Origin of the sequence: Pseudomonas gingeri (assembly GCF_013386165.1) — a bacterium.
Taxonomy (GTDB): Bacteria; Pseudomonadota; Gammaproteobacteria; order Pseudomonadales; family Pseudomonadaceae; genus Aquipseudomonas; species Aquipseudomonas gingeri_C.
Map to the genome: position 1 here is coordinate 114,565 of NZ_JACAOS010000015.1, position 13,688 is coordinate 128,252.

The 13,688-nt window shown below is 59.7% G+C and carries 11 protein-coding genes and 2 pseudogenes; 7 read left to right on the forward strand and 6 right to left on the reverse strand.

Going from position 1 to position 13,688, the window contains the following annotated elements; translation table 11 throughout:
• Positions 1-6: 6 nt before the first annotated feature.
• From HX866_RS13210 to HX866_RS13220, 3 genes are read right to left on the reverse strand one after another with little or no spacing between them, the layout of a single operon-like run.
• A complete protein-coding gene (locus HX866_RS13210) occupies positions 7-888 on the reverse strand; it encodes a TauD/TfdA family dioxygenase (RefSeq protein ID WP_177092212.1) in 882 nt (293 codons plus the stop codon).
• Complete coding sequence (locus HX866_RS13215) at positions 863-2,428, reverse strand: AMP-binding protein (protein ID WP_177139958.1); 1,566 nt, start codon at positions 2,426-2,428, stop codon at positions 863-865. Before HX866_RS13215 ends, HX866_RS13210 begins: the two co-directional genes overlap by 26 nt.
• Complete coding sequence (locus HX866_RS13220) at positions 2,425-3,042, reverse strand: thermostable hemolysin (RefSeq protein WP_177092214.1); 618 nt, start codon at positions 3,040-3,042, stop codon at positions 2,425-2,427. Before HX866_RS13220 ends, HX866_RS13215 begins: the two co-directional genes overlap by 4 nt.
• Positions 3,043-3,218: 176 nt before the next feature.
• On the opposite strand from HX866_RS13220, the gene HX866_RS13225 reads away from it, so the two are divergent.
• Both HX866_RS13225 and HX866_RS13230 read left to right on the forward strand, forming a co-directional pair.
• The gene (locus HX866_RS13225) at positions 3,219-4,139 is read left to right on the forward strand and encodes a LysR family transcriptional regulator (RefSeq protein ID WP_177092215.1); all 921 of its coding nucleotides are present in this window, start codon (positions 3,219-3,221) and stop codon (positions 4,137-4,139) included.
• Between the two features lie 667 nt (positions 4,140-4,806).
• The gene (locus HX866_RS13230; protein ID WP_177139959.1) at positions 4,807-5,613 is read left to right on the forward strand and encodes a polysaccharide lyase family 7 protein; all 807 of its coding nucleotides are present in this window, start codon (positions 4,807-4,809) and stop codon (positions 5,611-5,613) included.
• Positions 5,614-5,648: 35 nt separating this feature from the next.
• Here the strand turns inward: HX866_RS13230 and HX866_RS13235 are convergent, their stop codons facing one another.
• Positions 5,649-6,470, reverse strand: a complete 822-nt coding sequence (locus HX866_RS13235) for an AraC family transcriptional regulator (protein WP_177139960.1) — start codon at positions 6,468-6,470, stop codon at positions 5,649-5,651.
• Between the two features lie 151 nt (positions 6,471-6,621).
• Here HX866_RS13235 and HX866_RS13240 point away from each other — a divergent pair, with 151 nt between their 5' ends.
• From HX866_RS13240 to HX866_RS35055, 5 genes and pseudogenes are all read left to right on the forward strand, one after another.
• Positions 6,622-7,854 (forward strand): efflux RND transporter periplasmic adaptor subunit, encoded by a 1,233-nt coding sequence (locus tag HX866_RS13240; RefSeq protein ID WP_177139961.1) that lies wholly within the window; start codon positions 6,622-6,624, stop codon positions 7,852-7,854.
• Complete coding sequence (locus tag HX866_RS13245; RefSeq protein WP_177139962.1) at positions 7,851-9,377, forward strand: DHA2 family efflux MFS transporter permease subunit; 1,527 nt, start codon at positions 7,851-7,853, stop codon at positions 9,375-9,377. The genes HX866_RS13240 and HX866_RS13245 overlap by 4 nt, the downstream gene beginning before the upstream one ends.
• A gap of 47 nt (positions 9,378-9,424) precedes the next feature.
• Positions 9,425-9,832, forward strand: coding sequence for a hypothetical protein (locus HX866_RS13250; protein ID WP_177092220.1), 408 nt, complete (start codon positions 9,425-9,427; stop codon positions 9,830-9,832).
• Positions 9,833-10,072: 240 nt separating this feature from the next.
• Positions 10,073-10,912, forward strand: a pseudogene (locus HX866_RS35050) (MCP four helix bundle domain-containing protein); the annotation flags it as partial.
• A gap of 258 nt (positions 10,913-11,170) precedes the next feature.
• Positions 11,171-11,767, forward strand: a pseudogene (locus tag HX866_RS35055) (methyl-accepting chemotaxis protein); the annotation flags it as partial.
• Positions 11,768-11,806: 39 nt separating this feature from the next.
• Here HX866_RS35055 and HX866_RS13260 read toward each other — a convergent pair.
• Positions 11,807-12,754 (reverse strand): 2-hydroxyacid dehydrogenase, encoded by a 948-nt coding sequence (locus tag HX866_RS13260; RefSeq protein WP_177125181.1) that lies wholly within the window; start codon positions 12,752-12,754, stop codon positions 11,807-11,809.
• Between the two features lie 98 nt (positions 12,755-12,852).
• Positions 12,853-13,371, reverse strand: coding sequence for a GNAT family N-acetyltransferase (locus tag HX866_RS13265; protein WP_177139963.1), 519 nt, complete (start codon positions 13,369-13,371; stop codon positions 12,853-12,855).
• Positions 13,372-13,688: the final 317 nt, after the last annotated feature.

The following is a 13,688-nucleotide window of genomic DNA, read 5'->3' on the forward strand; positions in this document are numbered from 1 at the left end:
AAGGTCTCAACGGTAGCTCAGGGCATTGAAAATGCGACGACGCTCGTCAACGATGGCTTCGCGACCATGCATCACCCGACGGTTGTCGATCATCACCATGTCGTGGTCGCGCCAGCCGACCGGGTAGGTTTCCTGGGCGGTTACCGCGGCGATCTCCACCAGGAACTCGCCGGGAATCGGCGCCCCGGACACCGTGTCGATCACCGGTACTTCATAGTTGAAGGAAGGGCCGAGGATGCTGTTGGCAAAGGCCGGACGCTGACTGAACGCCGAGGTCAGAATCGCCGAGGTGCTGAACGCGTAGTGAATCGAGTCATCGGCCGGATTGAAGGAAATCAGCGTCTGCGGGTCATCGCCGACGATCTGCATCAGGTCTCCGATGACCACCGCTGCCGGGTCCGACAGCGTCGACGAATAATGGCAAACCAAGCGGCGCCATTTATCGCCGGCGACGGTGCGGCTGTAGCGAATCGGGTTTTCCTCGAAGAACGTGCGGCACGCCGGCGACAGCTTCGCCAGGACTTTCTCGCCGTCGCACAAGGTGGTTTGCGAGCCCTTGCGCGGGGCTTCCTGGCAATAGAACCAGGTAATGTCCGGCCAGAACGGCGAGTTGCCATTCTCGCAATGCAGGCCGATCGCATCGCGACCGGCATCCACCAACTGGGCCGCGCCACCGACCATCGCCCGCGCCGGGTCCAGGCTCAGCCGCGAGCTGTTCAGGCGGACAAAGGCACTGAAGTCCTCGGCCGTGTGGATGCAGTTACGGAACAGGACGACACCGTAGTGCCCCAGCAAGTCATACAGCTCGGGCTTGCCCAGGCTGGCGAAGTGGCGTGACTCGATAATCGAGACGTCGGGATTTTCAGAGTGATAGGCAGGCGAGTTCATCAGTTGCATTCCCTTGCAGTTTGGAAAAAACAGTGGCGATATCGGCGCGCTTCGGGCGGCCGGTGACGGTATAGAGCTGTTCGAGCAGTGGGTCGTCCTTGGTCAGCAACCACAGGCGGCTCGGGCGCTCGATATCGGAGAAACGCCGGTCCGACCAGCTGGCCAGCTCGGCACGGTCCGGTTGCGCCTCGACACAGAGCAAGGCCACCAGGCCATGGACGTCATCGAAAAACACCGCGGCGTCGCGAACACCCGGGTATTCGCGGTATTCCAGCTCCACCTGCTCCGGGCTGACGTTGCGGCCGTTGGGCAGGCAGATCACATTCTTCTTGCGGCCGCGGACATACAGGTAGCCGTCGGCATCCAGCTCACCGAGGTCGCCGGTGTCCATCCAACCGTCGTCGGACATCGAACAGGCGCTCGGGTCCAGGCCCGAATAACCGCTGAACAGCGAGCTGCTCTTGACCTCGATGGTCTGGTCGGCGCCGATCCGCACCTGCACATGGGGCAGCGGCTTGCCGACACTGCCCAGGCGCTGGTGCTGCGCGGTGTTCATGCTGACCACCGAGGCATTCTCGGAGAGGCCGTAACCCTGGAAGACGGGAATACCGTCCTCGGCCAGAGCATTGAGGATATCGACGCTGACTGCCGCGCCGCCGCAAGTGATGTGCACGCCCGAGTGCAGGTAGCGCGACAGGCGCTCGCCTTGCTCGTCGCCCTGGGCCAATTGTTCGTAAAAACGATTGAGCATGACCGGCGGCACCGTCAGGGCGGTGGGTTCGACCCGCAGGATCCAGTCGATCAAACGTTGCGGTGCGGCACCCGGCTCGCCCAGCAGCGGCTCCTGCTCCGGCAGGAAATACACGGTGCCGCCCGCCAGCAGCGGCAAATAGGCGGCGGTCACCTGCTCCAGCAGCAGGCTCAAAGGCACCAGCGACAGGTAACGACGGTGAGCATCGGCCGGCATTCCCTGGCGCAGGGAACCCAACACCGCCCCCACCGCCGCCGTGCTCAGGCGTACGCCCTTGGGCCGGCTGGTGGTGCCCGAGGTGTGAATGATCTTGCAGATCCAGTCGCTCTCGTCCGGCCCGCGCAGCAGTGGCTGTTCCACGGCCGGTTGGTCGATACGGCGCAGACGGCTCTCGGGGAAATCCAGACCCCAGCGTTCGCTCAATGTGCGCAACCCGGCGCTGTCCACCAGAAAGCCGTCACAGCGCTCGGCTAGGTGTTCGGCCTGGGACTGGCTGAACGCCAGAGGCAAAGGCAATGCGGTGATCCCGGCAAACAGACACGCCAGGTCGGCCACCAGCCAGTCACTGCTGTTGCGCGTGGCAATCCCCAGCACCGCGCGCTCGCCATGGGCACCGCCTTCGAAACGCTGCTGCAACTCAGCCGCCAGGTTCAGCGCACGGTATTCCAGTTCGCCATAGGTCATGGCCGTCCCGTGCTCCGGGCCGGCGGCGGCGCAGTCGACGACGCAGACCGTATGGCGATTGACCTGCAAGGCCAGGCGCAAATCAGCAATGAAAGCACGGCTCATGGTTGCGCCCTCACCGGCAAATCGGTCATCGACTGAGTGAACATCGTGTTGAGGGTCAGCGCGGCGAAGCGCGAGCGTTGCGGGTCGACGCGGATAAAGCCGGTAACCGGCTGTTTCGAGTAGTAGCTGCCCCACTTCTTGCCGCCTTCATCGGCCAGGCGCTGCGGGTCGGCGACGAGCAGCGGTTCGAAGACGATCTGGCAGCTCTCCATCATTTCCCGGACCCTGGGCGTGACCGTGCACAGCAGGTAGTGGCCGCCCATGCACCAGGCCAGCAGCGGGATCATGTTGACCATGATGATCCCCGCCGTCAGGTGGTGAGAAACCAAACTGCCAATCTCGGCAATAGTTGACCGATCAATCGATTTTTCAAAGCGACGTGACAGAATCACTTCTATCGGCTCGGGCAGATACTGCTCGGAAAAAAGTGTGCGGTGATCGCCAAACGTTATACCCGCACAAGAAAGAATGCGTTCGTCAGCGTCTTGGGTGAGCGCAAAATACTGCGGATTGGGTTCTACCGTTGCTTTATAAGAGCTGCGAAATTTTTCCCTCACAACTTCAGTTGCTTGGGTCCATAAGGGTGTCTGGCCTTCCGTGACACGTACCAACATAACGTCCTCCTTGTCCCTGTTTAGGGGTTCTAAAAACACCGGAGCTGCGAATATATGGAGGAGAACTCAAACAGGCTATTTAAAAACTAAAATGCATCCGCTAATATACAAATATGCCAATTGGCCAGCGTTCAAACAAAAAGTAATATCCTTGGATCTTTATCGAGACGGACTTCATGCTCAATAGCAATTTGCTGCGAAAGCTGGACATGCAGGACCTCATGGTTTTTGTCGCCATATATGAGCAGAGCAGCGTCACCGAGGTCTCCGAAACCCTCTGCGTCAGCCAGTCCACCGTGAGCTACTGCCTGAAAAAGCTGCGTACCAGCTTCGAGGACGAGCTGTTCATCCACACCCGCAACGCCATGTGGCCGACCAGCAAGGCCACCAGCATGTACAGCCATGTGGCCAACATCATCAAGAGCATCAACCTCTGTCACTCCGAAGTAAAAACATTCGATCCGGCCAAAAAAGAGATCACTTTTAATATCTGCGCACCGGAGTATTTCGAGCTACTGATCCTCCCCAGCCTGCTGAAGATTTTTATCAAAAGCAGTTTCCCGGTCATCTTGAATACGCATAAATTCCACAAGGATATTCCAGTTGAAAAGTTGGCCGATGGCCGCATTGATCTGGTGATTTGTTCCGGCCCGAATTTTCATCGCGACGCGAAAAACTTCAAATCAAAAATACTCATGGACGACGATCTGGTGTGCGTGGTCGACAAACACTTTGTGCCCGTGGAAAACAAGTTCAGCCTGGAAACTTTTGTCGCCCGCCAACATATATTTCCCACGCCGTGGATGTCCGATACCAATATGGTGGATGGCTGGCTCGGTAAACAGGGTTATACCCGGCAGATTGTGGCGCGCACCAACAGTTATGTCGCGGCACTTGAAATGATCACCGGCACCGACCTGGTCCTGACCCTGCCGCGCCGTATCCAGATGTTGATCTGCGACGAGAGCAAATTCGCCTTCTGCAAGCCACCCGCGGGCTTGCCCAGCTTCACCATGGACATGCTGTGGGATAGGAAAGCCGGCCAGAACAGCGCCAATACCTGGCTGCGCGAACAGATTGCCAAGGTGTGCGCCTAAGAACGGCTCGCACCAAAAAGCTCATTATGAAGTTGCACTGCAAGAGTGATCGGCCACTCGCAAACGATTGCGTCCCCCTCATGCAAAGACCGGTTGGCCAGCTCGGAAGACCGTCAGACAATATTATGCCAATAATAACTTGGCGTGGAACATGGGGCCGTCTGCCCTCACCCACCAGCCCAATATCCAGTTACATACTCTTCAGTATGCTCGCCAGCAACCAGATCACGCCTATCTGTAGGTACTTTCGCGAATGATGGGTGGCATCGGCAATATGTTGACGTCATTATATTGTTGAGAATATCTTGCAAACACGCTAGCCGATCTTCCTGCCCCTGGAGGAAAATCCGGCTCATGGGCTGGCGAGCTGAAACGAATAACTTCCGCTCACCGAACAACTGAACGGCCATGAACACTCCAGTTGAAGCGCGCTATTGCCCGGCTCTGTGCCCATGGACCGCAAGAGCCCTACACCCCCTCGGCGCGCGCCCTTGACAACCGTCGGCAAAACACCAAAGCCCGGCCCATTCATCAACGAATAGCCTGCGGACCAGAAACGCTGATTACTCAAGTTTCATTTGGTGGCCACCATCGGACAGGCTATCGTAGAACACTAAAGTCCCGTTCCTTTAAAGGGATCTGACACCTGAGGCAACAGGAGATGATTGTGAGTCCCGGCAAACTGATCAACAGCAAATTTATCATCAACTCCATCGCGGCCATCGCCATGACATTCAGTAGCACCTATGCGTTTTCACTCGACGCCAACCAGGCACCGGGCCACAACTTCCCCCTTCTGATCAGCGCGTACCTTCTCCAGGACTTCAATAGTGCCAATATGCCAGAGGAAGTCCCGATCACTGACAACTTGCAAAACGCCTACTTCTACACAAACTGCTATAACGCAAACAATTGCCACACCGGTGTACCTGAAGGCGCCATCATCTTCAACACGCCCTCAGGGCTCAAGGCAACCGCCCATAGCGATTACCCACGCGTTGAGCTGAGGGGCAAGAGAACCTTCACCGTCGGCGGGCCGTTGAGTGCCAGCCAGTCCGGTGAGGTCTATATTGTGCAGAACCCGCAAAGCAAGTCGATTATCTTTGCCCAGATTCATGGAGACAAACCCGGCGGCTCCGAGCTGCTCAAACTTCGCTGGAAAGACGGCGCCATTATCGCGGGAACCAAAACAAACTATGGCGATAAAGAAAGCCGATCAACCTTGCTATCAGGCATCGCCCTCAACGACAAAATAAATTACACGATAGAAGCCAAAGGGTCCGCTAACGAAATGACCTTGTTGATTAATGTTTCAGCCGAGGGGAAAACATCGAGCCAAACGCTCAGCTTCCCGAAGTCAGGATGGGACGGTGTGAACTTATACTTCAAAGCCGGAAATTATAATCAAACCTCCGACACTGGCGGAGATGCCGCTATTGTGGCGTATGGCGCGCTGAATATTAATAACCCATAACAACAGACGCCCCCCTGCAATCTTCTGCCCCCACATCAGCGCAATCTTTTCGAAAAATAGTGGGCCGGCGAATCACCGAAACAGCGGCGGAACATCGCAATGAAGTTGCTGGGGGTGGCGTACCCCAGCGCGTCGGCCACCTCAGCCACGGAAACACCGTTGGCGAGCATTTCCAATGCATGGGTCAACCGTGCCTGCTGCCGCCATTGGGCGAAGCTGTTTCCCGTTTCAGCCAGGAACAGCCGTGACAAGGTGCTGGACGACAACCCGGCCCAGGATGCCCAGGCCTGCAGGGTGCGGGTGTCTTGCGGTTGCTCCAGTACCCCATGGGCAATGCGCAACAAGCGTCGATCACTGGGCATGGGCAGATGCAGGGGTTCGTGCGGCGCCTGTCGGATTTCGTCCAGGAGCACCGCAATCATCCGCTCCTGTGAGGCATGCAACACCTCTTGTGCCGACCAGGACACCGCGCGGCGCACCAGGGCATTCATCAACTCGCTGATGCCAATGACACAAGGCTGATCCGGCAGCTCAACGCAGGCCTGTGCAGCGATCAACACCGTCCAGCCACTCATGGCGCCGCTGATGCTGACCTTGTGCGGTTCGTTGCCGGGTATCCAACCCGCACGGTTGGGCGGCAGCAGCCAGGAACCATGGCTGGTGCGGACGTGGACCAGACCACTCTCGACGCAGAACAACTGGCCGCGCAAGTGATGGTGCCAGTCATATTCGCGAGTCCCCAGGCGAAACTCGTTGTCCGGGGTGTCCTCCCCTCTCAAGGCGATCAACGCGGGGCCGTCGCTGCGTTCACTGTGGTCCAGCGCGGGAGCCATGGAGATTTCGGTTGATGCCGACATGATTCGAATTCAGTATTTTTAGATAAAACAACGTTATCTGCCTTTAGCGAGATCGTCCAACACTGTCTTCATGGTTTCAACGCCGTTGATGGAGGCTTCCATCCCGGTTCATGCCCATGTCCACGTCAGTCGAACTTGCCAAGGCCCTCCCATGAGCAACACCCAACCCATTCCCCCTGCAATACCGGCTACAGAGCACCTCGCCCCGCCAGCCAAAAGCAAACGACCCTGGCTGCTGCGCCTGTTGGTGGTGGTGGTTGTGCTGGGAGCCATCAGTTGGGGAAGCTGGTACCGCCTGTACGGACGCTGGTACGCAACCACCGACAACGCCTACGCCCAGGGCAATGTCGTGCAGGTTACCCCGCAGATCCCCGGCACCGTCGTGTCGATTGGCGCCGATGACGGCGATTTGGTCCAAGCCGGCGCGGTGCTGGTGCGCCTGGACCCCAGCGACGGCCAGCTCGCCCTGGCGAGTGCCGAAGCCAACCTGGCCAGCATCGTGCGCAAGGTCCGTGGCCTCTACAGCAACGTCGATGGCGCCCAGGCCGACTGGGCGGCCCTCGGTGTGACCGTGGACAAAGCGCGGGCCGACTACGAGCGGCGCAAAATGCTGGCGACCTCGGGGGCGATCCCCGCCGAAGAACTGGCCCATGCCCACGACAGCCTGCTGGTGGCACAGAGCACAATGCACGCGGCGCGTCAGCGCTACCAGGCGAGCAAGTCACTGGTCGATGACACGGTGCTGACGTCGCACCCCGAGGTACAGGCGGCGGTCACCACCTTGCGCACGGCGTTCCTCGGCCAGGCACGGGCCACCGTGGTGGCGCCGGTGAGTGGTTATGTCGCCAAGCGCAGCGCCCAGCTCGGTCAGCGGGTCCAGCCCGGAGAGCCGCTGATGGCAGTGGTCCCGCTGCATCAAGTGTGGATCGAGGCCAACTTCACGGAAATGCAGTTGACCGATATGCGCATCGGCCAGGCGGTCGAGATCCATGCCGACGTCTATGGCAACACCGTGTGCTACGACGGCCGAGTAGAAAGCCTTGGGATCGGCACCGGCAGCGCCTTCGCCTTGCTGCCGGCGCAGAACGCAACCGGCAACTGGATCAAGATCGTGCAACGGCTGCCGGTGCGTATCGCCCTGACCCGGCCCGAACAACTGGACAGCCATCCGCTGCGCATCGGCTTGTCCACCAGTGTCAGCGTCGATCTGCACGACACCCGCGGCGCGCTCCTGTCGCAACAACCGCCGACCCAGCCGGTGCTCGACACCACGGTCTACCGCGACCAGCTGGCCCAGGCCGACGCACTGATCGAGCGCATCATCCAGGCCAATAGCAATAAAACCTCTCACACAGCCGGCGAACGCGCGCCGGACCACTCATGAGCCGCCCCGCTCCGGCCGGGGGCTTTCGTCCCGCCAGTGTCGGCTGGGCCAGCGTCGGCCTGGCGCTGGCGGTCTTTATGCAGGTGCTCGACGGCACCATCGCCAACGTCTCGCTGCCCACCATCGCCGGCAACCTGGGGGTCAGCAGCAGCCAGGGCGCCTGGGTCATCACCAGCTTTGCGGTCAGCAACGCCATTGCCTTGCCGCTGACCGGTTTTCTCGTCCGGCGCATCGGGCAACTGCGTTTGTTCCTGTGGTCGACGGGACTGTTCACCCTGGCTTCGCTGTTGTGCGGCCTGGCGCCGAGCATGGGCCTGCTGATCCTCTGTCGCGCACTGCAAGGCGCGGTGGCCGGGCCGATGATCCCGACCACCCAGGCCCTGATGTTGTCGATCTATCCACCCGAGCGGCGCGGTTTCGCCTTGTCGATGATCGCCATGGTCACCGTGGTCGCACCGATTGCCGGGCCGCTGCTGGGGGGCTGGATCACCGACAGCTATTCCTGGCGCTGGGCCTTTCTGATCAACATTCCCGTGGGCCTCTTCGCCTGCAGCCTGGTGGCCAGCCAATTACGGGGTCGGCCGGAGGTCACGGAGCGGGCCAAAGTGGATGTGATTGGGTTGGTGGCGCTGATCGCCGGCGTGGGCGCGTTGCAGATCGTCCTGGACAGGGGCAATGACGCGGACTGGTTCAACTCACCGCTGATCGTCGCGCTGTCCATCGTCGCGGTGATCGGACTGGTCTTTTTCCTGATCTGGGAACTGACCGAGCGCGAGCCCATCGTCAATCTGCGGCTACTGCGCCATCGTAACTTTGCGGCCGGTGCACTGGCTCTGGTGTTCGCCTATTCGGCCTTTTATGCGGTCAACGTGATCATGCCGCTGTGGCTGCAACGCACCCTGGGATACACGCCCATCTGGGCCGGCCTGGCCGTGGCGCCGATGGGTATCATGCCGGTGCTGCTGACCCCATTCATGGGCAAGTATGCGGCGCGCTTCAATATGCGCCTGCTGGTGTGTGGCGCCTTCGTCTTGCTGGCGAGCGCATCGTTCCTGCGCGCGGGCTTCGTGGTCGAGATCGACTTCCAGACCATCGCCCTGATCCAACTGTTGCAGGGCCTCGGCCTGGCGCTGTTCATCATGCCGATCAACGTCATTCTGCTGTCCGACCTGAAGCCGGAAGAGATTGCCGCCGGATCCGGCTTGTCGACCTTCCTGCGCACCCTGGGCGCGAGCTTGTCGGTCTCCATCACCTCGCTGCTGTGGGACCGGCGCACCACGGAGCACCACGCTCGGCTGGGTGAGTCGCTGAGTGCCTACGACACCGCGACCCGGCAAGCGGTCTCGGCGCTGGGGCATGGCAATCCGGCGCTCGGTCATGAGTTGCTGAACCGTATGGTCGATGTCCAGGCGACACAGATCGCCTTCAATGATGTCGCGCTGGTCCTGGGCGCGGCGTTCCTGGTGGCCATCGCCCTGGTGTGGTTCGCCAAGCCACCGTTCGTCCCGAGGGCCAAGGCATGAGCCGTGATCGCCTGCGCCCCCTCAATACCCATCCCTGGAGAACACCCATGATCCTTGATCCGCAACGTTTCACTGTCTACGACATTCAGGCATTCCCCCTCGTTATTGCCTGCAATGAGGCCATCGTTCCCGGTTATGCCGAGCAGTGGGAACGGGAACTGGATGCGCTGGTAGCGCAGCCGCAGCCCTTTGTGATCATTTTTCCAGAGGGCCGGCCTGAAGCAGAAAGCCATGAGGATCGCAAACGCAGGATGGCATGGTTCAAGGCGAACCGGCAGCGATTGGGTAGTGTCTGCCGGGCGCTGATCAGCATCGAATACGATGCCCGGGAGCGCGAACAGGCACAGGCACGTGCGCAGGATCTGGCCAAAGTGTTTGGCGTTGCCCTTGAAACCACGGCGACGCGAGAAGAGGCGCAGCTACTCGCGCGACGGCTACTGCTGGAGATGGATTGAAGGGGGTCCTTGACCCGAAAAGCGGGGACACCCATCAGCCGGTCTTGAATCAAGGCTACAAGCAACCGACAACTGCAGCATTATCTCGCGGCCCGCCAGGGCCCATGGATAGAGCGCAGCGTGCCGTGCCCCCGGCCTCAAAAAGTGACAGGGAACAGCCCTCGAAGCGACCTGTCCGTGTCAAGATCGGCAAGCGTCAACGAAAGATTGATGTTATTTTGATATCACTCGGATTAGGCCGTGAAGAATCGTTTAAGCACCGAGAAATCACCTCTAATTCACCGAGTTTGCCACTTGAACATCCTGAATCAATCCAAATTCTCGACCAAGCTTTTGTCCTCATTCGCTATCTGTGCCCTGATCACCCTCGCCGTCGGTGGGTTAGGCATGGCGGGGATCAACCGTTTGGCCAATGCGCTGTCGTTGACCTTCTCCAACAGCCTGGTTTCGGTGGGCAACGTCAACGAGACGCTGTCCAGCCTGATCGCTCACAACCGCGAACTCTACCGCTTGCTCGATGCTCAGGACGGCGGCGTGTCCGAAGCGGACAAGACACGTATTCGCCAGTCCCTGGCAACCTATCTGGCGCGGGCGGAAAAGGCTTTCACGACCTACCGGGCCACGCCGCTGGAGGCTGATGAGCGGGCGGCGGGAGACAAGTACGCAGCGCGGTGGCCCAGTTATGTGGCAGGTGCGCAGAAGGTCATTGAGCTGATGGATGCCAACGATCTTGTCCAGGCACGCATTCGCTTGAACGCGCTGTCACTTGAGGTGTTCAACATCTCTCGCGATGACCTGCGAATCATGATCGATTCGAACAATCGGCAGATCAAGGAAGGAGCCGAGGGTGCCCAGGCGCTCAAAGCAAGCTCCACACTGATGTTGCTGGCGGGGATTGTGATCGCCTTTCTGGTGGCCGCCACGCTTGGCATCTTGATTACCCGCATGATTACTCGCCCACTGGCGGTAGCGGTCGAGCATGCACAGCGCATTGCCCGTGGCGACCTGACCCAGAGTATTTCCACTACCCGCGGCGATGAAGCGGGGCAATTGCTCAATGCCCTGGCGGAGATGCAAAACGGCTTGAGGCAAACCCTTCAGCAGATCGCCAGTGCCTCGGACCAGTTGGCCTCGGCAGCCGAAGAGCTGAGCGCAGTGACACAGGAAAGTACCCATGGCCTGACACGGCAGAATGACGAAATCCAGCAAGCAGCCACTGCCATCAACCAGATGACGGCGGCCGTCGAGGAGGTAGCGCGCAATGCCGTGTCGACGTCCGAGGCCTCCAAAGCCGCAACCGACGACGCCGCTCATGGCCGCAGCCAGGTCAACCATACGCTCACAGGCATCAGCACCATGGTGGAAGAGATCACCGAGTCGACCGAGACGGTGATCGAACTGGCCGGGAACATTCAGGGCGTCAGCAAAGTACTGGACGTTATCCGCAGCATCGCCGAACAGACCAACCTGCTGGCGCTCAATGCCGCCATCGAAGCCGCCCGTGCTGGCGAACAGGGACGCGGGTTTGCGGTGGTGGCCGATGAAGTACGAGCACTCGCCCACCGCACCCAAACCTCAACCATAGAAATCGAAGGCATGATCAGCAGCGTGCAATCGGGTGCCAATGGGGCCGTCACGGCCATGGGCAAGAGCCTGTCACTGGCCACCAGCACCCAGGAACTGGCCCAGAGCGCCGGGGCGGCACTGGAGAAGATCAGCGACAGGGTCGTCAGTATCAACGCGCGCAACCTGGTGATCGCTTCGGCGTCCGAAGAACAGGCCCAGGTAGCCCGTGAGGTGGACCGTAACCTGCTGAACATCCAGGACCTTTCGACCCAGACCGCGGCTGGCGCCAACCAGACCAGCGCCTCCAGCCAGGACCTGTCACGCCTGGCCATCGCCTTCAATGTTCTGGTCGCGCAGTTCAAGCTTTGAAGGGCTGGGGCGGCTAGCGGTACAGCCATGAAATCGTTACTAAGCCAATGGCACTGGGGTCAGGACGGGGCTTCCCGAGAAGTACACCTTCAGGTTTTCAATGACCAGTTGCAGCGTGGCGGTGACCGCCTCTGGTGATCGCCCGGCGATATGCGGCGTCAGGATCAGGTTGTTCAGATTGGCGAACTCCGCTGGCACATCGGGCTCGCCCTCCACGACATCCAGTGCCGCCCCGGCGATTTCCCTGTTTGTCAGTGCCGAGACAAGTGCAGCGGTATCGACAACGCTGCCTCGGGCGATATTGACCAGATAGCCGTTGGGACCAAGGGCTTTCAGTACTGTCGCATCGACCAGGTGAAATGTCGCCGCACCACCGGGCGTGGCGACGATCAGGAAATCGGCCCAACTTGCCAAGGCCACTGGCGTATCAAAATAAGTGAATGGCGATGCTTCTCGTGGATGACGACTGTGGTATCCCACCGACATCTCGAACCCACCGGCACCGCGCCGGGCAATCTGCTGTCCAATATTCCCCAGCCCCAGAATCCCCAGGTTCTTTTTCGAGAGCATCGGACGTGGCTGCCTGGATTGAGCCCATTGACCGTGACGGACAGCGGTGTCGGCTTGCGGAATACCTCTGACAATGGCCATCAACAGTGCGATTGCATGGTCAGCGACCGAGGCGTCGTTGGTACCGGGACCATGGGTCACGACGATGTCGCGTGCGCGCGCCGCAACCAGATCGACCTTTTCGTAGCCCGCGCCCTGGGCGCAGATGATCTTGAGTTGAGGCAGGAAGGCTATTTCGTCGGCCGAGAGTCCCGTAGACCCGTTTGTCAGAACCGCTTGAAGCTGAGGGCCCAGGGTCTTGAACGTGTGGGCCTTCGCTTCAGCCGACAACGCCACATGGGCCTTGAAGCCGGAAGCTTCGAGGTGGGCAAGGCCCTCAGGTGCCAACTCGATCAGAACCAGGAGATCTCGGGGCATGGGCAGGTACTCTTGGTTTAGCAGGTGCGGGTTTGGGAATGCCCTGCAGCATAGACTACGCGATGGGGTGCACCTGGGAGCTGACACCCGGCATCCGGTCAGGTGTCCAGATTTAGCACCATTAGCTCTTCATCATAAAAGCGCCCACCTACCCACAGCACCCGCGGCTTGATGCCAAAGGACTCGAATCCGAGCGACCGATAGAAGCGGTTCGCAGCGACGTTCTCGGTATTGACACACAGATGGAGCTGAATGACACCAGTCGCCTTGGCCTGCGCGCATACGGCTTCGAAGAGTCGTCGGGCCGTTCCCTGTCGGCGGTAGGCCGCATCAACAAAGACGCCCCATACCATCCCCGTATGCTCGGCCTGCCGGACAGGCTCACGGTGCAGACTGGTAACCCCCACCAGGTCTTCTCCTGCAAAGGCCCCGAACACAATCTGATGCACGGTGGCATGAAGCAGCGCCGCAGTTTGCTCCACTGGCCACGCCAGCTCCTCCTCAATCGTTGGCCACATGGTGGAGGGGGAATCAGCAACCGCACGAAGGCGGATTTCTCTATACGGTTGCGCATCAATCTCCGACAGCGGTCTGACGGTGATAGGGCTGTCTTGCATAGACGCGAAACCTCTTGAGCGGGTTTGAGATCGTGCTCCGGCACATGGCGTCAGTCCGGGCTTGGGCTGTTGAGTCTGAGGACTCTCTATATCGGTATAGCTTAGCCGAGGGATATTCGCTGATGCACTGAAACACCTCAAGCATCCGAACATGAAACTTTTCGAGTGGGCGAAAGGACTGTTCAGCCGTTCAGAAGAGTCTTATCGGAGTTGCTCTCCATAGGCACAAATCGACATCGGCGAAGATGAAAAAATGTGTCAAAAATGACTACAATAAGATAACGCTTGATCATTTCGTTGAGCGGCACGCCATGCAG